This is a genomic window from Allokutzneria sp. A3M-2-11 16, from assembly GCF_024213555.1.
In the GTDB taxonomy this organism is placed as follows: domain Bacteria; phylum Actinomycetota; class Actinomycetes; order Mycobacteriales; family Pseudonocardiaceae; genus Allokutzneria.
Genome location: NZ_JANAVO010000013.1, coordinates 53,248 through 72,103 on the forward strand (window position 1 = coordinate 53,248; position 18,856 = coordinate 72,103).

16 protein-coding genes and 1 pseudogene are annotated in these 18,856 nt (G+C 70.9%); 3 read left to right on the top strand and 14 right to left on the bottom strand.

The window, feature by feature from the left end; translation table 11 throughout:
• Nucleotides 1–3: 3 nt before the first annotated feature.
• Genes NLX83_RS34675 through NLX83_RS34700 form a run of 6 tightly spaced genes read right to left on the bottom strand, consistent with a single transcriptional unit; the run spans nt 4 to nt 6,415 of the window.
• Nucleotides 4–666 carry a GOLPH3/VPS74 family protein gene (locus tag NLX83_RS34675; protein ID WP_254239480.1) on the bottom strand — a complete coding sequence of 221 codons (663 nt, stop codon included), beginning with the start codon at nt 664–666 and terminating at the stop codon, nt 4–6.
• Nucleotides 667–692: 26 nt separating this feature from the next.
• Nucleotides 693–1,796: an acyl-CoA dehydrogenase family protein gene (locus NLX83_RS34680; protein WP_254239481.1), complete on the bottom strand. Its 1,104-nt coding sequence runs from the start codon at nt 1,794–1,796 to the stop codon at nt 693–695.
• The gene (locus NLX83_RS34685; protein ID WP_254239482.1) at nt 1,793–2,971 is read right to left on the bottom strand and encodes an acyl-CoA dehydrogenase family protein; all 1,179 of its coding nucleotides are present in this window, start codon (nt 2,969–2,971) and stop codon (nt 1,793–1,795) included. The genes NLX83_RS34680 and NLX83_RS34685 overlap by 4 nt, the downstream gene beginning before the upstream one ends.
• Nucleotides 2,972–3,017: 46 nt before the next feature.
• A complete protein-coding gene (locus NLX83_RS42135) occupies nt 3,018–3,860 on the bottom strand; it encodes a transglutaminase family protein (protein ID WP_254239483.1) in 843 nt (280 codons plus the stop codon).
• Nucleotides 3,857–4,804 (bottom strand): alpha-E domain-containing protein, encoded by a 948-nt coding sequence (locus NLX83_RS34695; protein WP_254239484.1) that lies wholly within the window; start codon nt 4,802–4,804, stop codon nt 3,857–3,859. Before NLX83_RS34695 ends, NLX83_RS42135 begins: the two co-directional genes overlap by 4 nt.
• Nucleotides 4,805–4,822: 18 nt before the next feature.
• Nucleotides 4,823–6,415: a circularly permuted type 2 ATP-grasp protein gene (locus NLX83_RS34700; RefSeq protein WP_254239485.1), complete on the bottom strand. Its 1,593-nt coding sequence runs from the start codon at nt 6,413–6,415 to the stop codon at nt 4,823–4,825.
• Nucleotides 6,416–6,585: 170 nt separating this feature from the next.
• On the opposite strand from NLX83_RS34700, the gene NLX83_RS34705 reads away from it, so the two are divergent.
• Complete coding sequence (locus NLX83_RS34705) at nt 6,586–7,005, top strand: MarR family winged helix-turn-helix transcriptional regulator (protein WP_254239486.1); 420 nt, start codon at nt 6,586–6,588, stop codon at nt 7,003–7,005.
• A 245-nt stretch (nt 7,006–7,250) separates the two neighbouring features.
• On the opposite strand, the gene NLX83_RS34710 is transcribed toward NLX83_RS34705, so the two are convergent.
• The 4 genes and pseudogenes from NLX83_RS34710 to NLX83_RS34725 form a co-directional block, all read right to left on the bottom strand.
• Nucleotides 7,251–10,829, bottom strand: a complete 3,579-nt coding sequence (locus tag NLX83_RS34710; RefSeq protein ID WP_254239487.1) for an NACHT domain-containing protein — start codon at nt 10,827–10,829, stop codon at nt 7,251–7,253.
• Between the two features lie 36 nt (nt 10,830–10,865).
• Nucleotides 10,866–12,089, bottom strand: coding sequence for a sensor histidine kinase (locus NLX83_RS34715; protein WP_254239488.1), 1,224 nt, complete (start codon nt 12,087–12,089; stop codon nt 10,866–10,868).
• Nucleotides 12,086–12,762, bottom strand: a pseudogene (cseB, locus tag NLX83_RS34720) (two-component system response regulator CseB). Before cseB ends, NLX83_RS34715 begins: the two are co-directional and overlap by 4 nt.
• A complete protein-coding gene (locus tag NLX83_RS34725) occupies nt 12,759–13,301 on the bottom strand; it encodes a hypothetical protein (RefSeq protein ID WP_254239489.1) in 543 nt (180 codons plus the stop codon). The pseudogene cseB and the gene NLX83_RS34725 overlap by 4 nt, the downstream one beginning before the upstream one ends.
• A 177-nt stretch (nt 13,302–13,478) precedes the next feature.
• Here NLX83_RS34725 and NLX83_RS34730 point away from each other — a divergent pair, with 177 nt between their 5' ends.
• Together NLX83_RS34730 and NLX83_RS34735 are read left to right on the top strand one after the other, a co-directional pair.
• Nucleotides 13,479–14,606 carry an LCP family protein gene (locus NLX83_RS34730; RefSeq protein WP_254239490.1) on the top strand — a complete coding sequence of 376 codons (1,128 nt, stop codon included), beginning with the start codon at nt 13,479–13,481 and terminating at the stop codon, nt 14,604–14,606.
• The gene (locus NLX83_RS34735; protein WP_254239491.1) at nt 14,596–14,988 is read left to right on the top strand and encodes a DUF6542 domain-containing protein; all 393 of its coding nucleotides are present in this window, start codon (nt 14,596–14,598) and stop codon (nt 14,986–14,988) included. The genes NLX83_RS34730 and NLX83_RS34735 overlap by 11 nt, the downstream gene beginning before the upstream one ends.
• Before the next feature lie 15 nt (nt 14,989–15,003).
• On the opposite strand, the gene NLX83_RS34740 is transcribed toward NLX83_RS34735, so the two are convergent.
• The 4 genes from NLX83_RS34740 to NLX83_RS34755 all read right to left on the bottom strand — a co-directional run bounded on the left by NLX83_RS34740 (nt 15,004) and on the right by NLX83_RS34755 (nt 18,480).
• Nucleotides 15,004–15,897 (bottom strand): hypothetical protein, encoded by an 894-nt coding sequence (locus tag NLX83_RS34740; protein WP_254239492.1) that lies wholly within the window; start codon nt 15,895–15,897, stop codon nt 15,004–15,006.
• Between the two features lie 61 nt (nt 15,898–15,958).
• On the bottom strand, nt 15,959–17,113 hold the full coding sequence (locus tag NLX83_RS34745; protein WP_254239493.1) for a winged helix DNA-binding domain-containing protein: 1,155 nt from the start codon (nt 17,111–17,113) through the stop codon (nt 15,959–15,961).
• Nucleotides 17,114–17,159: 46 nt separating this feature from the next.
• Nucleotides 17,160–17,771, bottom strand: coding sequence for a TetR/AcrR family transcriptional regulator (locus NLX83_RS34750; RefSeq protein ID WP_254239494.1), 612 nt, complete (start codon nt 17,769–17,771; stop codon nt 17,160–17,162).
• A 100-nt stretch (nt 17,772–17,871) separates the two neighbouring features.
• Nucleotides 17,872–18,480, bottom strand: coding sequence for a TetR/AcrR family transcriptional regulator (locus tag NLX83_RS34755; RefSeq protein ID WP_254239495.1), 609 nt, complete (start codon nt 18,478–18,480; stop codon nt 17,872–17,874).
• Nucleotides 18,481–18,856 lie beyond the last annotated feature (376 nt).

Below are 18,856 nucleotides of genomic sequence, written 5' to 3' on the forward strand. Positions count from 1 at the left end.
GGGTTACTGACCGCTGGCGGCCTGGCTGGAGACGACGGCGGCGACCACGGTCGCGGTGACGGCGGCGTTGATCGCGGCGAGGGCCTGCGAGACGCCCTTCGCGGCGATGTCGTCGCTGGCCAGCTCCTTCAGCCGGGCGCGGGCGTCGCTGTCCCCGCCGTAGACGTGCTTGCCCAGCTTGCACGCGTGCAGCAGCGCACCGAGCGCGGCGGCGCGGTCATCGCCCTCCGCGCCACCGAGCACGACCTTGTCCAGGCGCGCCTTGACCTCCGCCTTCGCGGCCGCGTCCTTGACGGGGAAGCGGTGCACGGGGATGAGACCGAGGACCTTCTTGCTGTTGTCCTCGATCACGCCCGCGTTCGACAGGCGGTCGGCGTAGGTGTCGCGGGTGTGCTTCTTGGCCTTGTTCAGCCAGGAGGCCGGCTTGACGGGCTCGCCCTTCTCCACCAGCCCGGCCAGCGCCGAGTCCAGCGCGGCGTCACCGACCGGCTTCGCGTCGGTGACCACGATCTTCTTGTCTTCGAACGCGATCCGGTCCGCGAGGGCCAGTTCGGTGAGCTCGGCGCCGGCGAGGCCGAGCACGACAGCGTCGCCCGAGTGCAACTTGCCGTCCTCGTCGTCGAGGGCGAGCAGGAAGAGGTCCTCGGGAAGGGTCCTGGAGGTCATGCCGCGCATTGAACCACGCCTCACGTTCACCTTCGCGACGGTATGTCCATCAGAAGATGGACCATGTGGCCCAGTGTCATCCGGTGTTCGCCGGGTGTTCCCAGAGCCAGCTGGTTAACCTTTGCCCGCTTGAGGGAAAGGTGCGCGGGGTGCTCCCACGTCATCCCGATCCCACCGTGCAGCTGGACCGCCTCCTCCGCCGCGTGCACCGCGAGGTCGGCGCACTCCGACTGGGCCAACGCGACTGCGACATCGGCATCATCTGCCTGGCGCGTCAGGGCGTCGGCCGCGTGCCGTGCGGTCGCCCGCGCGCAGACCAGCTCCAGCCACAGGTCGGCCAGCCGGTGCTTGATCGCCTGGAACGAACCGATCGCCCGTCCGAACTGGTGACGGTCCTTGACGTGGCGGACAGTTTGCTCAAGGCACGTTTCCGCTATACCGACCTGTTCCGAGGCCAGCAACCCCGCCCCTGCCCGAAGTGCCGCCTCCACTGCGGCTGTGGCTTGATCACCCGATGCGATGACGACACCTGGGGTGGATGCCAGAGACACGTCGGCGATGCGACGCGTCATGTCCAGCGACACCACCTCGGTGACCGTGACTCCGGGAGCGTCGGCGCGCACCGCGTACAACGCCGGACCGGCCACCGGGACCACGAGCAGCGAGGCCGCCCGCGCGTCGACGACTGAGGTCACCCGCCCCGTGAGCAGGCCGTCCGCCGACGCGGACACCGTTGCGGGAAAAGGAGATCCGGGCGCCGCGGTCAGCGGAACGGCGAGTGCCCCGGTTGTGGTGCCCGACGCCAACGAGCCCACCAGGTCGGAGTCGCAGGCGAGCAGCGCGGTCGTCGCCAGCACGGTGCTCCCGAGGAACGGCACCGGAGCGACGAAGCGGCCCAGCTCCTCCATCACCACAGCCGTCTCCCGCAGCGAAGCCCCCTGGCCACCGCGGTCCTCCGGCACGTGCAAGCCCGTCACGCCCAGCTCGACCAGGATTCGCCACAGGTCCATGTCACACGGCGAGTCGGATTCCAAGCGCGCCAGCACCGCCGAGGGCGGGCAGTGGTCGGTCAGCACCGCGCGGACGCTGGCCCGCAGGTCTTCCTCGATCTCGGAGTAGAGCAGGTTCATCGCGGGAGGTCCTTCCACGGGCCGGTGTCGGAGCGCGGTTCGCTCGGCAGGCCGAGGACGCGCTCGGCGATGATGTTGCGCAGGATCTCCGAGGTGCCGCCCTCGATCGAGTTGCCCTTCGCGCGCAGGTAGCGGTAGCCCGGACCGCGCCCGGTGAAGTCGACCTGGTCCGGGCGGCACAGCGTCCAGTCGTCGTAGCGCAGCCCGGCCTCGCCCATCAGCTCCACCTCGAAACCGCTGATGTCCTGGGCGAGCCTGGCGAAGGCCAGCTTCATCCCGGAGCCCTCCGGCCCCGGGGCGCCCGCCGCGAGCTGCTGGCGCAGCCGGACCCCGGTCAGCCGCAGCGCCTCCGCCCGCGCCCACAGCTTGACCAGCCGCGCGTGCAGTTCCGGCGTGCGCAGCTCGGGGTGCTGCCGCCACGTGTCCGCGACGATGCCGATCATCCCGCCCTCGCGCGGGATCGCGGCGCCGCCGATCGCCACGCGCTCGTTCATCAGCGTTGTGCGCGCGACCTTCCAGCCCTCGCCCACGGCGCCGAGCCGGTGCGCGTCCGGAATCCGCACGTCGGTGAGGAAGACCTCGTTGAACTCCGCCTCGCCGGTGATCTGGCGCAGCGGCCGCACCTCCACGCCCGGCGCGGTCATATCGCAGACGAAGTACGTGATGCCCTGGTGCTTCGGCAGGTCGGGGTCGGTGCGGGCGAGCAGGATCGCCCAGCGCGCGGTGTGCGCGCTGGAGGTCCACACCTTCTGACCGGTCACCACCCAGTCGTCCCCGTCGCGCACCGCCCGCGTGCCCAGGGCGGCCAGGTCCGATCCGGCGCCCGGCTCGCTGAAGAGCTGGCACCACACCTCCTCGCCAGTCCACAGTGGACGGAGGAATCGGCTCTTCTGCTCCTCTGTGCCGTAGGTGAGGATCGTCGGCGCGGCCATGCCCAGCCCGATGCCGATCCGCAGCGGGTCGTTGTCCGGCGCCCCGGCCTCGTCCAGCTCGGCGTCGACGACCTGTTGCAGCTCCCTGGGCGCGGCGAGCCCGCCGAGTCCGACGGGGTAGTGCACCCACGCCAGCCCCGCGTCGAACCGGGCGCGCAGGAACTCCAGCCGGTCGGTGCTCCCGGGATCGTGGGCGGCCAGGAGCTCCCGCACCCGGTCCCGGATGTGCCCTGAATGAGTCATTGAGGGAATCTAACGCCCCCAATGACTCGTTCAGGGCGTTCGCGGTTTACGCCAGGCGGGTGATCTCCACGTCAACCTCCAACGCGGAGGCCGCTCCGCCGGAGTAGATTCCCTTCAGCGGCGCCACATCGGCGTAGTCGCGGCCGAGCGCCACCCAGATGTGCCGGTGCCCCACCGGGATCGCGTTCGTCGGGTCGTAGCCCCACCAGCCGCCGGTCCACGCCTCGATCCACGCGTGGCTCTCGCCCTTGACCGTCTCCCGCACCTCACCGGCCGGGTTGGTGTGCAGGTAGCCGGACACGTAACGGGCCGGAATCCCCATGGAGCGCAACAACAACAGGCTCAGGTGCGCGTAGTCCTGGCACACGCCCTCCTCGGCCTGCCACGCGTCGACCGCCGAGCTGCGCACGCTCGTCCGGCCCTGCTGGTAGGTCAGGTGCTCGTGCACCCAGTTGGCCACGCCGAGCACCGCGTCGACCGGGCTCGCCCCGCGGCGGAGCTCCCGGGCCACCGCGGCCAGCTCGCGGTGCCGGGGCACGATCTGGGTCGCCTCCAGGTACTCGGTGTAGCGGTCCACCACGTCCTCGGCCCGCAGCCGGTTCCAGGTCGCGGTGGTCACCGCGTCGCCCGCCGCCGCGGTCTCCACCACCGACGAGCCGACGATCTTCAGCTCGGTGTGCGGGGCGTGCAGGTCGAAGGAGGTCACCACGTTGCGCCAGTAGTCGGTGTAGCGGTAGGAGCGCGTCGCGGGCGTTGTCTCGACGCGGTTGACGACTACCTCCTGCCGCCGGTCCCCGCGCGGGGTCAGCCGCACCTCGTTGAAGGACTGCACGACGGGCGCGGAGTAGCGGTAGCCGGTGCTGTGCACCACGCGCACCCGCCAGCTCACGAAACCACCTCCGCGTTGTTCCACGCCACCCACGGCGCGGAGTGGAAGTACTGCAACGACACGGCCTCGCCGACCTCGTGGATCATGTCCTGCAACGCGCCCAGCCTGCTGGGCAGGTCCTCCAGCAGGTCGGCGGGCCGCAGGAACTCCAGGTCGCTGCGGGCCCGCCCGAGCAGCCGCAGCGCCTCGGCCTTCGCCCCGATGCGCACGCTCGGCCGCTGGTCCAGCTGCTCCAGGCACGCCTCGGCCTGACGCAGCGCGTGGAACACCGAACGCGGGAAAAGCCTGTCCAGCAACAGAAACTGCACCACCCGGCCCGCGTCGATCGCCCCGCGATAGGTCCGCAGATAGGTGTCCTGGGCGCCCGCCGAGCGCAGCACCGTCACCCACCCCGGCGAGGACAGCTTGTCGCCGACCCGGGACAACAGCAGCCGCACCACCATGTCCACGCGCTCCACCGAACGACCCAGGACGAGGAACCGCCAGCCGTCGTCACGGCTCATCGTGGAGTCGGCCAGCCCGGCGAACATCGCCGCCCGTTCCTCGATGAACGAGAAGAACGCGTGCGGGCCGACGCGACGGGCATAGCGCTGCCGCTCGCTGATCGCGTTCCAGGTGGCGTTGAGGCATTCCCACATCTCGGTGGAGACGACCTCGCGCGCGCCACGGGTGTTCTCCCGCGCACTGGTCAGCGACGCGGTGATCGACCCGATCTGGTCGGGGGAGTAGGCGACCAGCTCGGTCAGCGACCACGCGTCCAGCGACAGGTCCTCCGGCGGTGCGATGCCCAGGACGCCGAGCAGTTGGCGGCTCGTCGCGTCCGGGTCGACCGTGGCGTCCTCCAGCAACTGGTGCACAGAGACATCGAGGATGCGGGCGGTGTCATCGGCGCGTTCGACGTAGCGGCCGATCCAGTACAGCGATTCCGCGTTGCGGGCCAGCACGGCTTCCTCCTCTCGTCGCTACTGCTGTTGTTGTTGCGCCGCAGTCAGTTCCGGGCCCTGCTCGGTTACCCGGCCGTCCACGGCGTGCGAGCTGACGAGCCCGGGATCGCCGAGTTCGCGTTCCGCGGTGGACGAACGCGACGCCAGCACCCACGTGTCCTTCGAACCGCCGCCCTGCGAGGAGTTCACCACGAGGCTGCCCTCCGGCAACGCCACCCGGGTCAGGCCGCCGGGCAGCACGAACACGTTCTCGCCGTCGTTGACCGCGAACGGCCGCAGGTCGACGTGCCGCGGGGCCAGCCGATCACCGATCTTGGTGGGCACAGTGGACAGTTGCACGACGGGCTGCGCGATCCACCCGCGCGGGTTCTTCCGCACCCGCCTGCGCATCGTGGCCAGCTCGGAGCGGGAGGCGTTGGGGCCGAACACGATCCCGTAGCCGCCCGAACCCTCGACCGGCTTGACCACCAGCTCGTCCAGGCGGTCGAGCACGAACGCCCGCTCGTCCGGCAGCCAGCACCGGTAGGTGTCCACGTTGGGCAGCAAGGGTTTCTCGTCGAGGTAGTACTTGACGATCTCCGGAACGTATGTGTAGACGAGCTTGTCGTCGGCGACGCCGTTGCCCACCGCGTTGGCGATCACCACGTTGCCCGAGCGCGCGGCGTTGATCAGCCCGGCCACCCCGAGCACCGAGTCCGGCCGGAAGTGCACCGGATCGAGGAAGTCGTCGTCCAGCCGCCGGTAGATCACGTCGATCTGCCGCTCGCCCTCGGTGGTGCGCAGGTAGACGACGTTGTCCCGGCAGAACAGGTCGCGGCCCTCCACCAGCTCCACGCCCATCTGCCGCGCCAGCAACGAGTGCTCGAAGTACGCGGAGTTGTGCACACCCGGCGTGAGCACCACGACCGTGGGATCGGCGGCATTGGGCGCGGCCGAGGCCCGCAGCGCGCGCAGCAGGTGCACGGCGTAGTCGGAGACCGGCCGGACCCGGTGCCGCGCGAAGAGATCCGGGAACACGCGAGCCATGGTGCGGCGGTTCTCCATCACGTACGACACCCCGGACGGGCAGCGCACGTTGTCCTCCAGCACCCGGAACACGCCCTGCTCGTCGCGCACCAGGTCGATCCCGGAGACGTGCAGCCGCACCCCGTTCGGCGGGGAGATCCCGAACGCCTCCCGGTGGAAGTGCTCGCAGGAGGCGATCAGCCTGCGCGGCAGCACCCCGTCCCGCAGGATCTGCGCGTCGCCGTAGATGTCGGCGAGGAACGCCTCCAGAGCGCGCACCCGTTGCACGATCCCGCGTTCGAGCTTCGCCCACTCCGAGGCGGTGATCACCCGCGGGATCAGGTCCAGCGGGAACGGCCGTTCCTGGCCGGACAGGGAGAACGTGATGCCCTGGTCCACGAACGCCCGGCCCAGCGCCTCCGCCCGCGCCCCGAGGTCGGAGATCTCCGTCGGCGCGATGGACTCGTACAGGGTCTTGTAAGCGGCCCGGATGCCGAAGTCCGCGGCGAACATCTCGTCGTAGGCACCGGCGTGCGGACGCGTCGGATTGAGGTACCCGTCGAACAGCGCGCTCGTGGTGACAGGGGAACGCACGGCTCGGGTCATGGGTCCACATCCTGTCTGAGCCGGGCGGCACCGCGAGTCAGCACAGTGTCAACGACAGGTTTCCGCGCGAACACCCCTGAACGGCTGATCAGATCCCTTGGACACCGGTGGACGCGACCACACGCCTACCGTCCTGTGACTGCCGGAGCGGAGCCCAATACCCTTGGCGGATGGGCAGGAACACCTCGACGGCGGAACGCGCCGTCATGCTGGGCGCCCTGGTCGCCTCGGTGGCCAGGGACGTGGTGGCGGAGTCGGACAGCGGGCTGACCGAGTCCGAGGTCCGGCTGTTGTGGATGGTCGACCCGAAGGCACCGCCGAAGATCATCGGCGACTACGCCGAGCTGATGCGTTTCGACCGCGGCTCACTGAGCCTCATCGGCGGCAAGCTGGAACGCCTCGGCCTGGCGCGCCGCGTCGCGTTCCCGGCCGACCGCCGGTTCCGAACCCTGGTGCTCACCCCGGCCGGGCGCAGGCTGCGCACCCGGCTGATCAAGAACGCCGCGGCCCGGATGCCGCTGGACGCGCTCACCGGACGGGAGCAGGAGCGGCTGTTCACCTTGCTGGCCAAGGTCCTCGCCGCCGTCTAGCCCACATCCCGCAAGCGCTCCCCAACAACCGCACACCCCCCGGACCCTCCCCCCCAACATCAGCTGGGCAGCCCAAATCCCGTTTCGTACTCAAAACGGGTTTTTGGAGCGCTCTTTTTCCCGTTATGAGTACGAAACGGGGTTCTCTAGACGGCGCCCGCGGGGGATGGGGTGGACGGGCGCGTGTGGGGCATGGGACAGAGTTTACTTGGTGGGCGGAGTGCGGGGGACTTGAAGGAGGCGGGCTAGGCGGTGCGGACGGCGGCGGCGACGATCGGATCGCTGACCTCGGGGCCGGTCGGAGTCACCACGACGAGCCCGCGCGCGACCAGCTCCCGCACGAACCGCTCGTGCCGCCACGGCCGCACCCCGACCCAGGCGGCGACGAGCCCGCGGAGCTGTTTGATGTCGGCGACGGCGGCGGTGAACAGCCAACCCTCCGCGTAGCCGATGGACACCCCGACGAGAACGGTCCAGAACGACGGCCACTGGTGGCCGGTGGCGAGCAGCGCGTCGAGCGAGACGGCCAGGACGACGAACACGGCGAACTGCCACTGGCGCCGTCCTTCGAGCGCGATGGACGAGACCCCGAAGAGCATGCCCGGAACGAGCGCGGGGCCCATCTCCCCGAGCACCGGTACCTCGCTCAGCAGTCGATCGGTGACCTCGGCCAGCTCCACCGCCGCGAAGCCGATCAGGAAGCCCAGTGCGAGCCCGGCCGCCGCGCCGAGCAACCGCCGGACAACGCGTCCGGGCAGCGTCGGCCGGACCACCAGGGCCACGACCACCCCGGCCGTCAACCCGGTCACCGGGTTCAGCCACGGTGTGAGGCCCGCCGCCAGGACCAACGCGGGCAGCATGATCCCCTCGGCCAGCGCGCCACCCGCGTAGGGCGTGAGCTCCGTGCTCGGTGCGAGGTGTCGAAGCCACCGCTGAGCCAGGGCGGGAAGGCCACGCAGCTTTCTGTCCACATAGGACTGAACGCTGCGCGCCGCGGCGGCGGGGCCCAGTTGCCCGACCCACACCAGCCGTTCGCACAACAACGGGTCCGGGTTCTCGACGCCCGACGCGACAAGGGCGCGCTCCACCTCGTCGGGACTGAGCGGGTCGATCCGCACCTGCGCCAGCTGCGCGGGCGGGTCGATCGGGCCGGGCCTGCCCGCGACCGCGACCGCCAGGTGCGGGTAGGCATTCAGGAACTCCTCAAGCATCCCCGAAACCCATGCCGCCGCACCGGAATCCATCTTGTTGAGTCCGTCCAACAGGATGGTGAGCTGACATTCGTGCAGCCACCGCAGCGCGGTTTCCTCGCCGATGCCGTAGCGCTCACCCAGCTGGTGCGCCAGCCAGGCCGTCAGCGGGCGGATGATCCCCGTGCGCCCTGACCAGTTCGGCAGCGTGCCCAGGTCGAGTAGCACCGGGATCGGCTCGCGCTCGTGCGCGGCTCGTTCCGCGAGGTCGTCGGCCAGCTCCAGCAACAAGGTGGTGGAGCCGGACCCCGGCGGGCCCAGGAACAGCAACCGGTTGCCCGTGTCGGTGAAGGCGGTGACCGCAGCGTCCGGGCCCAGGTATCGCCGCAGATCACCGTTGGCGTTGAAGCGGTTCAGCGACTGCGCGCAGCGGTAGGGCGGATCGGACCTGCGTTGAGCGAGGTACTCGCGCACCCGGTCGAGGGCTCGGTCCCGTTCGTCGGTGTCGGAGAGCGTGGGGACGCGGCCGTCGAAGACGTCGATCCGGCCGATGTGCTGACGCAGCACGGGATGCAGGAACCGATAGCCGTCGTCGTGCCGGACGATGAGCCCCCTGCGAGCGCTCGCGCGCAGGAACCGGCGCAACCGGAAGGGCAGCAACCCGGTCCACCGGAAGACGATGCCCGCCGAGAGCATGTCCAGCAGCCACCCCGTGAAGGCGCCGATGGCCGCGGGCACGGTCAAGCCGAAGGTCCCCGCGCCGAGGATTCCGCTGATGGGCCCGATGACGAACGGGTGGCTCCCCGGGGCCGCCACCGCGACGACCACCCCGACGGTGACCAGACCGAGGACGAGCGCGACCGGAATGGACCGGCGCGCGGTCCTGGACTCGTAGAGGTGCCTGCTGTCCGAACCTTCCGGCAGCGGACTGGAGATCGCCGCGATCCCGACGCAGGTGCCGCCGCCGAGCATGCCGATCATCCATCCGGCCGTGAACCCGGGCACATTGGCGATGAACCAGACGCACAGCCAATACGTGACGAAACCCGCCACGACGACGGAGGCGACGCGGACGAACCACGACCGCTGTTCGGCGAACAGGTACGCCGACGCCACGACGGGGAGGACGATGACCGCCACCTGTGTGCCGAAGGACGCGTTCGCCAGCGCGTGCGCGCCGAACGAGGACGCCACTCCGAGCGCGCCGCCCAGCACCAGGCCCGCGAGCTGTCCGGCGAGTGCGCGCCACCGCCGCACGGCAACGGGATCGACCACGTAACCGGCGGGGGAGTTGTTGAGCGAGCCGAGCGCGCTCATGACGACCACGACGTTCAGCAGCGCCGTGACCAGACCGGTGATCGGGCCGAATAACAGCGTGACCGGCAGGACGATCCCGGTCGCGCTCGCGGCGGCGACGCCCGTGGGAACCACCCACGACCGGATCGCCAGCGTCAGCTCCGGCAGGTCGACGGTCCGCACGCCGCCCAGGGTGCGGGGGTCGATCCGCTCGGGGTCGGGGGTGTACGAGGCGACCCGGGTCAGCAGGCTGACCGTGCGCAGCACCTTCGCCCGGTCGGCCGCGTCGCGCCGGTCGAGCAGTTCGGTGAGGTAGGCGTCGAGCAGCTGCTCCCGCACCTGGACCAGGCCGAGCCCGGTGTCCAGGCGAACCGGGACCTGCTTGACGATGCGCAACCACAGCGGGGCGGTGAGGAGCGCGCGGAACTCCTCGTCGGCCAGCAGCGGGTGTCCCTCCAGCACCTCCTCGACCTGTTCGGCCGTCAGCGGTTCGACGAGCGCGGTTCGGCGCAGCAGCAAGGGATTCGGCAGGCTGGCGTACTCGGTGTCGCGGCAGGACACGACCAGCGGCGGTGGGACGCCCGCACCGACGAGATCGTTGACCGCCTTGACCGCTCGCGGGCGCAGCTCCGGCTGGATCTCGTCCAAGCCGTCCAGGATCAGCACCACCGAACGATCACCCATCCAGGCGCGCACGATGTCCGGCTCGACCCCGTAGCGCTGCCGCGCCTGGTTGAGCAGCCAGTCCAGCAGCGGCTGAGGTTCCGTACCCGAGCCGGAAGCCTGACGCCGCAACAGGTCGCGCAGCCGCTGCCGCTGTCGCCTGCGTCCCCAGCCACCCAGGGACAGCACCAGGGGGATCGGCGCGCTCTCGTCGGCCCGGTCCAGCAAGGTCGAGGCCAGCCGCAGCAGCTCGGTGCTCTTGCCGGAGCCCGCCGCGCCCAGGACCAGCAGCGACTCGTCCCAGTCGAACGCGGTGACCAGCGACTGGTCCGGCAGGTCCGCGTCGCCCGTGCGCATGGCCAGGTCGAGCGGCTCGACCACCGTGAACGTCTCCGCCAGCACGCTGTCGACGTGGTGCCGGGAACGCCGCGACGCCCGCGCGCGGTCGCGGGGCGTCGGCTTCGAACCGCCGAACGGCCGCGCGCGGACCCGGGGGTTGCGCCTCAGCTCGACCAGCGTCAGGGCGAGCGCGCCCGCGATCCACACCTGCCACTTCCAGGGCTCGACCGGCTTCAGGAAGTCCGGGAGATCATCACCGGTGACGACGTTCGTGAGCAGTCCCATCAGGACCAGCAACCACGTGGCCGTGATCGACACCCAGACCGGAGATCTCATCGTCGCGGAGCGTAGCGAAGATCACGCGCCCGGTGATCACGACTTGGGCAGCTCCAGGGTGACGATCGCGCCGCCGTCATCGGCGTTCGCGAAGCGCAGTTCTCCCCCCAGCACCCGCGCCTGTGCCACCGCGATCGTCAGGCCGAGGCCGTGCCCGCCGCCGCGGTCGCTGCTGCCCGTGCGGAACCGGCTCGGCCCGTCGCGCAGCAGCTCCGCGGAGAACCCGGGCCCGTGGTCGCGGACGCGCAGCACGGCACCGTCGACCTCCACGACCACCGGGGGCCTGCCGTGCTTGCGGGCGTTGAGCAGCAGGTTCACCAGGACCCGCTCCAGCCGCCGCGGATCGGTGCGCACCGGCTCCTGGCCGTCCACCCGCACCTCGGCCTCCGGCAGGATCGCCGAGACCCGCCGCCGCACGAACTCGCCCAGCACCAGTTCGGTCAGCTCCGCCCGCTCGGTCGCGGTGTCCAGCCGGGCCACCTCGAGGATGTCCTCGACCAGCCCGCGCAGCACCCGCACCCGGTCCCGCACCATCTCCGCGGGCCGCCCCGGCGGGAGCAGCTCCGCCGCCGTGACCAGGCCCGTCACGGGGGTCCGCAGCTCATGGGCGATGTCCGCGGTCACCCGGCGCTCCGCGACCAGCCGCTCCTGCAGGGCGTCGGCCATCGCGTCGACCGCCCGCGCCAGATCGCTGGTCTCGTCCCGCGGCCGGTCGCCGATCGCGTCGTGCACCCGCACGTCCTGGTCGCCGTCCGCGACGTGCCGCGCCGCCACCGCCGCCAGGCGCAGCCGCCGCGACAGCCGCGCGCCCAGCACCACGCCGAGCAGCGTGCCGAGCCCGACCACCGCGGCCGAGCTGATCAACAGCACCTCGTCCAGCTCCGCCAGCGCCGTGTCCCGGTCCTGGTAGGAGCTGCGCAGCGACAGCACCTTGCCGTCGATCTCGGCCGCCGCCCAGATCACCGACCCGGTCGGCGTGCGCTCCAGGAAGGTGGCGCGCTGACCGCCGCGGACCGCCTGCAACAGCTCCGCGGGCACGTCGGCGGAGTCCAGCGTGCTGCCGAGCACCGCCTGCCCGGTCCGCGCGTAGTCCCGCAGCACCAGCTGGATCCGCTCGTCCTGCAACCGGCGCGCGTCATCGACCTGCATGCTGATGAACTCCGTGCGCACCAGCACGCTCAGCGCGATCGCGACCAGCGCGCTGACCACGGCGATCACCGCGCTCAGCCGCCACCGCAGCGTGGTGGGGAACAGCCTCACGGGCTGCTCTTGAGCTTGTAGCCGAAGCCCCGGACGGTCTCGATCCGGTCCTGGCCGATCTTCGCCCGCAGCCGCTGCACGTGGACGTCCACCACCCGCGAGTCACCGCCCCACTGGTAGTCCCACACCTGTTCCAGCAGCACCTCGCGGGTGAGCACGTTGCCGGGGGAGTCGGCGAAGCACAGCAGCAACCGCAGCTCGGTCGGTGTCAGCTCCAGCCGCCGCCCGGCGCGCCGCACTTCGAGACCGTCCTTCTCGATCTCCAGGTCGCCGAAGGCCAGCGGCTTCGCCGAGGGTTGCTCGGCCCGGCCCATCCGGCGCACCACCGCGCGGATGCGGGCCACCAGCACGGCGCTGTCGAAGGGTTGGTCACGTAGTCGTCCGCGCCCGCCTCCAGGCCCAGCACCACGTCCACCGGATCGGCCCGCGCGGAGAGCATGATCACCGGGGTCGGGCCCTCGTCCCGAATCTGCCTGCACAGGCTCACCCCGTTGATGCCCGGCAGCATGATGTCCAGCAGCGCCACGTCCGGCCGCTCCGCCCGGAACGCCGCCAGCCCGGCGATCCCGTCCCCGGCGACCGTCACCCGGAAGCCGTCCCGCTCCAGGCTCAGCTGCGTGGCCTCGCGGATCACGTCGTCGTCCTCGACCAGCAACACGTGCGTGGTGGTCATCGGCCCGCCTTGACGAACGCGGCCCCGGTCCACGAGTACACCGTCGTCTCCTCACCACTGGGACAGCACGAACGATCACCCGTGCGGTACCTGGCCCGCACCAGGACCAGCCCGGAGCCGGGATCGGGCTGCACGATCACCCCGGACTCCTCGATCGCGAACAGCTGCACCGGAGGTTGCCCCGGCGGCAGCCCGTAGACGTAGGCGGCCCGGTTGTAGCCGTAGGCGGTGTAGGCCGCCGCCCGGCACTCCTGCACGTTGAGCACGACCTCGGAGACGCCGTCCCCGGTCACGTCCACGTAGCGGCTGTCGACCGGGTACCGGCCGCTCTCGCACGGGCTCAGCATGAGTTTGACCTTCTCGTTGACCTTGGCGTCCCCGCGCAGCAGGGCCACCACGTCCACGGTGACCGGCTGACCCGCGATCGTGGTCGGCAGCGGGCGCTCGACTTCGGCCGCCTTGCCCTCGACCCGCACCCCGCTCGGGGCGGCGCAGCCCGCGAGCACGGCGACCAGCGCCGCGCAGCCGAGTGCTCTCATCGCCGTCCGCACTCCACCATTCTGCCCATCCCGGAGTGACCGCCCTCACCGGAACGCGCCGTCGACGTGCGCTGTTACCCAGCCGAGGGGTAGGTGCCGGGGGACTGTTACACGACTGAGGGGAAGCGGCCGGAAACCGTCCATAGCGTCGAAGGCGAACGAGCCGAGGGGACGCGCATGGAGCAGGTACAACGGCGGCGACGGGTGCTGTCCGGAATAGGCAGGGCGACCGTCGTGCTGGTGTCGACGGCCACGTTGGGGGCGAGTGCCCTCGGCTGGACGGCCTACCAGGGAGTCACCGTAGCGGTCACCACCGACGACGTGATCGCCGCCCCGGCCACCGCGCCGAGCCGCGAGAAGGCCGCCGCGACCGACATGACCTTCCTGCTGGTCGGGGTGGACAGCAGGACCGACGCGCAGGGGCGCCCGCTGCCCAGGGAGGTGCTCGACGAGCTCCAGGCGGGCAACGCCTCCGGCGAGCAGAACACCGACACGATGATCCTCGTGCACGTGCCCGCCGATCGGGCGAAGAAGGCGTTCGCGGTCTCCCTGCCCCGTGATTCCTATGTGGACATCGCGGGCGGGTTCGGCAGGCACAAGCTCAACTCCGCCTACTCCAGGGCGAAGAACGCCGCGGGCGGCAGCGCCACCGCGGGCAGGCGCAACCTGATCGAGACGGTGAGCACCCTGACCGGGCTGCGCGTCGACCACTACGCCGAGATCAACATGTACGCCTTCAGTCAGATCACCAAGGCGGTCGGCGGTGTCCCGGTCTGCCTGAACAAGGCGGTCGAGGACAGCTACTCCGGCGCCGACTTCGCCAAGGGCGAGCAGGTGATCCAGGGCGCGGACGCGCTGAGGTTCGTCCGCCAGCGGCACGGCCTGCCCCGGGGCGACCTGGACCGGGTGCGGCGGCAGCAGGCGTTCCTGGCCGGGCTCGCCTCCCGGGTGCTGTCGGCGGGCACGCTCACCGACCCCGCTAAGGTCACCGGGCTGCTCGAAGCGATCAAGACCTCGGTGGTGCTCGACCAGAACTGGGACCTGCTCAGCCTGGCCGAGCAGGTGCAGGGCCTCAGCGGCGGGCGGATCGAGTTCCACACCATCCCGACGCTGCGCTCGGACCTGGCCACCCCGGCCGACGGCACCGCGGTCGAGGTGAACCCGAAGCAGGTCAAGGCGTTCGTCCAGGACCTGCTCAACGCGGTCCCGGCACCGCCGGTGCAGATGCGCCAGGGCCTCGGCCCGGGCGCGACCGAGCAGCCGCAGGAGACGATCACCGCGAACGGAGTGCACTGTGTCAACTAACCGGCTTCGCCGTGGGTCAACTGAACGCCTTCGCCGGGGACTGCCGTGGTGGGCGGTCGCGCTGGCCGGGATCGCGGTGACCACCGCGGGCATGGCCTTCGGCGAGGTCTACTTCCCGTTCGCCCTCGCGGGCGGGTGCGTGGTCGCCGCGCTGCTGGCCGACCGTTCCGCCCTGTTCACCGCGGCCGTGCAGCCACCACTGGTCGCCGCGGTCGTGCTCGGCGGGGCGGCGCTGTTCGGCGGTTCGCTGCTGCGCTCGGCCTCGGTGTTCGCCTCGGTCTTCCCGATCCTCGGCGCCACCACCGGCGCGGTGGTCCTGATCGCCCTGGTCCGGTTCGCCGTGCACCGCAGGGGAGCCCGGACCAGGACCGGCGCCCAGTAGGTCAGACCCGCTAGTTCACACCCGGAGCAGGCGGGTGGTCCGCCACCCCAACGCGAGCGCGGCCGCGGCGAGCAACGGGAGCCCGAGCAGCAGCACCAGTCCGCCGCCGATGTTGGCGCCGATACCGCCCGCGGTGAGGATGCGGCAGAAGAAGCCGACCAGCCCGCCGAGCGCCAGCGCGCCGAGGAACTGGCCCAGCCAGCGGCTGCGCGCCGCGGTCGTCGCGGTGACCAGCAGCGTCGCCGAGGCCAGCGCCAGCGCCAGGCTGCCGAGCAGCACGTCGATCGCCGGGCTCATCGACACGATCGGCACCGGCCGCACCAGGTAGTCCAGTCGCGTTCCCGGCGGCATCTCCGGGCTCAGGTCGCCCACCAGCCACCAGGCCGCGAGCGCGCCGGAGGCCAGCAGCCGCACCTGCGACCGCAACGGTGCCCGCGCCGGGTGGCGGTCGGCGCCCGCCTCGGGGGAGCGGATCAGCTGCCAGGTCCGCCACGCGAGCACGGCGGTGACAACGGCGATCACCGGCAGTTCGACGAAGAGCACGAAGATCGCGCCGATGTTCACGCCGATCCCTCCCGCGGTGAGAATGCGCGCGGCGTGCCCGAGGTAGCCGCCGATCGCCAGCGCCACCAGCAGCAACGCGTACCACCGCCGGTCCAGTTCCGTCGCGCACAGCACTTCGGACAGAATCCCCGCAATCAGCAGCACCGCGCCGAAGCCCAGCACCATATCCACGATCGGATTGCTGATCAGAGGGCTTACCAAGTAGTCCATTCGTGTTCCCGGCGGGAGTTCCGAGGACTTGTCCCCGGTCAACGCCCACCCCGCGAGCACCCCTGCCACCAGCAAGAAAAGCTGGACGCGCAGGGGAGCCCCGAGCACCCCGACGAAACGGCCGCTGTGTTTCATGCGCTTATCGTGAAGGGTGAACGGGGCCCGTGCAAATAAGAGATTCAAAGAATAAGTGAAACTACCTACTGTCGGACGTGATTTCGCGTTCGAGCGGTGTGCGGAAACGCGGAACGAAACGGACGTCGCCGATCCACGCGCGCAGCCGTTCCACCTCCGCCTCCACCGCGCGCACCACCGAGCGAGGCTGCTCGCCGAACAGCCGGACCCCGATCGCGCCGTCCCCGCGCTGCGCCCAGCCGCCGATCACCTCACCGTCGCACCACACGGTCGGCCCCACGTTGCCGTAGGTGTCGAACAGCGCGGCCCGATACGCGTCCGGCAAATACCAGTCGCGGTGTTTCCACCCCATGGGCGTCGGGTCCAGCGCGGGCAGCAACGCCACCCATTCCTCGGTCTCCACTGGATCGCAGGGGAGATCAAAGCCTTCCCCTTCGTCGAGCGCGACGACCTCAGCGCCGATCGCGGCGAGCGCCTTGCGGGTTTCCCCGAGTCCCCAGCCGGTCCACCACTTGATGTCTTCCAGGGTGCCGGGGCCGAACCGCTCCAGCCACCGCCGCACCAGCTCCGCCTTCGCCTCGGCCGCGGGAGGCTCCGGGTGCGGCGTCGCGAGCGTCCAGCCGAACTGGTTGCTGGTCCACGACCCGCGTGGCGCGGTTCGCCGGATCACCCCCTCCACCGACAATCCGCGCAGCACCCGCGAGCACACGTTTTGCACTGCCTCGTAAGGCTTTCCGGCCGCGACGACCACCTTCTCGCGCAGCTGCGGGATCTCCGCCGACAGCTCCGCCGCGGTCGCCTCACCCCGCTCGCGCAGCACGGAGAGGACCGCGTCGTGCGTGCCCGCCAACCACTTCGCGTCCCAGCCACCGCCTTCGGCGAGGTACTTCAGCAACAGCGTCTGCTGCTTCGCCGCGATCGTGCGCGCTGTCGAGGACCACACCGCGGGAGCGACCGCCGCGGAGACCACGAACATGGTGCGCCGCATGCACAACAGCCGCTCCATGCCCTCGAACAGTTCGTCGGTCATCGCGTTGAGATCCGCGAAGCGCATCCGGGCCCACGCGGAGAGGAACACGGTCGCCGGATCGGTCGCGTGCAGTGCGACCACGGCGTCGGCCGCCTCGGTCACGGTGTCGACGCGCCGCGACGGAGCGAGGAGGTGCCGGGCGCCGATCCGGGCGCGGCGCTGCTGAGCGGTGATCTTTCGGGTCACGGGTCAATCTTCGGTGCCGGACCCGGTCGGCGCTTGCACAAACGCGTCACTCCGCCTCGGGCGGCCCGAAAACGCTGTCCACGTGGTACTCGGCGATCCGCGCCGCGTCCTCCTTGCTCATCGAGCCGAGCACCACCGCCGCGCGCAACCCGTCCGCGACCGCGAGGAAGGTGCCCGCCTCCAGCGCCGCGTCGCGGTCGGCCGGGATGCCGCCCATCTCCTGGATGCCCTGGAACTGCTCGGTGAGCGAGGCCAGCGCCTCGGTGTAGATCCGCTGGTTGATCTCGGCCAGCCGCGGGTTGACGTGGGAGCGGGAGTCGAAGGCGATGATCACCCGCGCCTCCTCGACGCTCTCCGCGTCCATCGGCAGGCCGGCCACCGCGATCGCCCGGAACATGCCCCGGATCGAGGTCGGCGGCAGCAGCGGCTCCAGCCGGGCGCGGATGCGCTCGCGTGCGCTGTCCACGACCCGCTCCAGCGCGAAGACGAGCATGTCGTCCTTGGTCTTGAAGTAGTGCTGCACCGATCCCATGGACACGCCCGCCTCGCGGGCCACGTCACGCAGGCTGACCGCTTCCAGGCCGTCCCGGCTGGTGATCCGCAGCACGGCCTCGGCGATGTGCCGCCGACGCTGCTCGTGATCGACCTGCTTGGGCACGCGAGCACCTTGCTTCCCGAGACGGCGATGTCCTTCGACATACATAATAATGCAGTCGCATTACGACGGTGTCCCGGCGTCGTCACCCGGCGTGTCCGGCCTACCGGGGCAGCAGGCCCTCCGAGACCACGTCGCTGGCCACGGCCAGCAACCGCCGCAGCCCGGCGTCGTCCCGGCGCAGCTCGTCCGGGCGCCAGTGCAGGCTCATGATCCCGTTCCACGCCGCCCACAGTACGGTCGCGACCTCCTCGGGCTCGACCGGGCGGAGCCTGCCCGACTCGACACCCTCGCGCAGCGTCGCGACCAGCCGCGCGTTCTGCTCGTCCACCGCGCGGGCCAGCCGGGTCGCCAGCTCCCGGCCCGCGGCGTACTGCCCGGGGGCCTGGGGGAAGGCCAGCATCCGGAAGTAGTCTGGGTTGGCGAGGTAGAAGTCCAGGTACGCCTCGGCCGCGGCGCGGATGCGGTCGTTCGGCGAGCCGTCCCGGAGGTAGGCGCGGTCCATGTGGCCGCGGTTGTCGTCGATCGCGCGCTCGACGACCGCCGCGTGCAGCCCGGCCTTGGAACCGAAGTTGTTGTAGATGGACCCGACCGCGACCCCGGCGCGCTCGGCGATCTCCTCGACGGTGACGTCGTCGACCGAGCGCGTCCGGAAGATCTCCTCGGCTGCGGTGAGCAGCGCGTTCAACGTGCGTGCCTTCCGCGGATCCATCCCCCAACCCTATACACCCGAAAAACAGGGGGCCGCCGGTCTTCAAGTCCCCCCAACCCCCGCCCCAACCGTCTCAAACCACCCCCAACCCCCACACGCGCCAGCCCGTCTTGCTCCGAACGAGTCATTCAGCGCCCTGACATCCCCGACAACCCGTGCATCACCTCCACCCCACCAAACGCGACGTCGACGAGGGCCCACGTGCGGCCAGCGAGTTGGGTGGTCTTCAAGTTCCACCAACCCCGGCCGGAAACGTCTCAAACCGCCCCCAACCCACGCGGGCCGCGGACGAGCACAGGCTGTGTCCGCATCGCGTGTCCGCTTCGTGTGCGGGGTTGGGGGCGGTTTGAGACGGCTGGGAGGGGGGTTCGGGGGA

Excerpts from the sequence above, each read along its gene's own strand:
- NLX83_RS34685 (WP_254239482.1), bottom strand. The coding sequence starts at position 2,971 with ATGACTCATTCAGGGCACATCCGGGACCGGGTGCGGGAGCTCCTGGCC.
- NLX83_RS34680 (WP_254239481.1), bottom strand. The coding sequence starts at position 1,796 with ATGAACCTGCTCTACTCCGAGATCGAGGAAGACCTGCGGGCCAGCGTC.
- NLX83_RS34725 (WP_254239489.1), bottom strand. The coding sequence starts at position 13,301 with ATGAGAGCACTCGGCTGCGCGGCGCTGGTCGCCGTGCTCGCGGGCTGC.
- NLX83_RS34710 (WP_254239487.1), bottom strand. The coding sequence starts at position 10,829 with ATGAGATCTCCGGTCTGGGTGTCGATCACGGCCACGTGGTTGCTGGTC.
- NLX83_RS34705 (WP_254239486.1), top strand. The coding sequence starts at position 6,586 with ATGGGCAGGAACACCTCGACGGCGGAACGCGCCGTCATGCTGGGCGCC.
- NLX83_RS34755 (WP_254239495.1), bottom strand. The coding sequence starts at position 18,480 with ATGGATCCGCGGAAGGCACGCACGTTGAACGCGCTGCTCACCGCAGCC.
- NLX83_RS34700 (WP_254239485.1), bottom strand. The coding sequence starts at position 6,415 with ATGACCCGAGCCGTGCGTTCCCCTGTCACCACGAGCGCGCTGTTCGAC.
- NLX83_RS34740 (WP_254239492.1), bottom strand. The coding sequence starts at position 15,897 with ATGAAACACAGCGGCCGTTTCGTCGGGGTGCTCGGGGCTCCCCTGCGC.
- NLX83_RS34675 (WP_254239480.1), bottom strand. The coding sequence starts at position 666 with ATGACCTCCAGGACCCTTCCCGAGGACCTCTTCCTGCTCGCCCTCGAC.
- NLX83_RS34730 (WP_254239490.1), top strand. The coding sequence starts at position 13,479 with ATGGAGCAGGTACAACGGCGGCGACGGGTGCTGTCCGGAATAGGCAGG.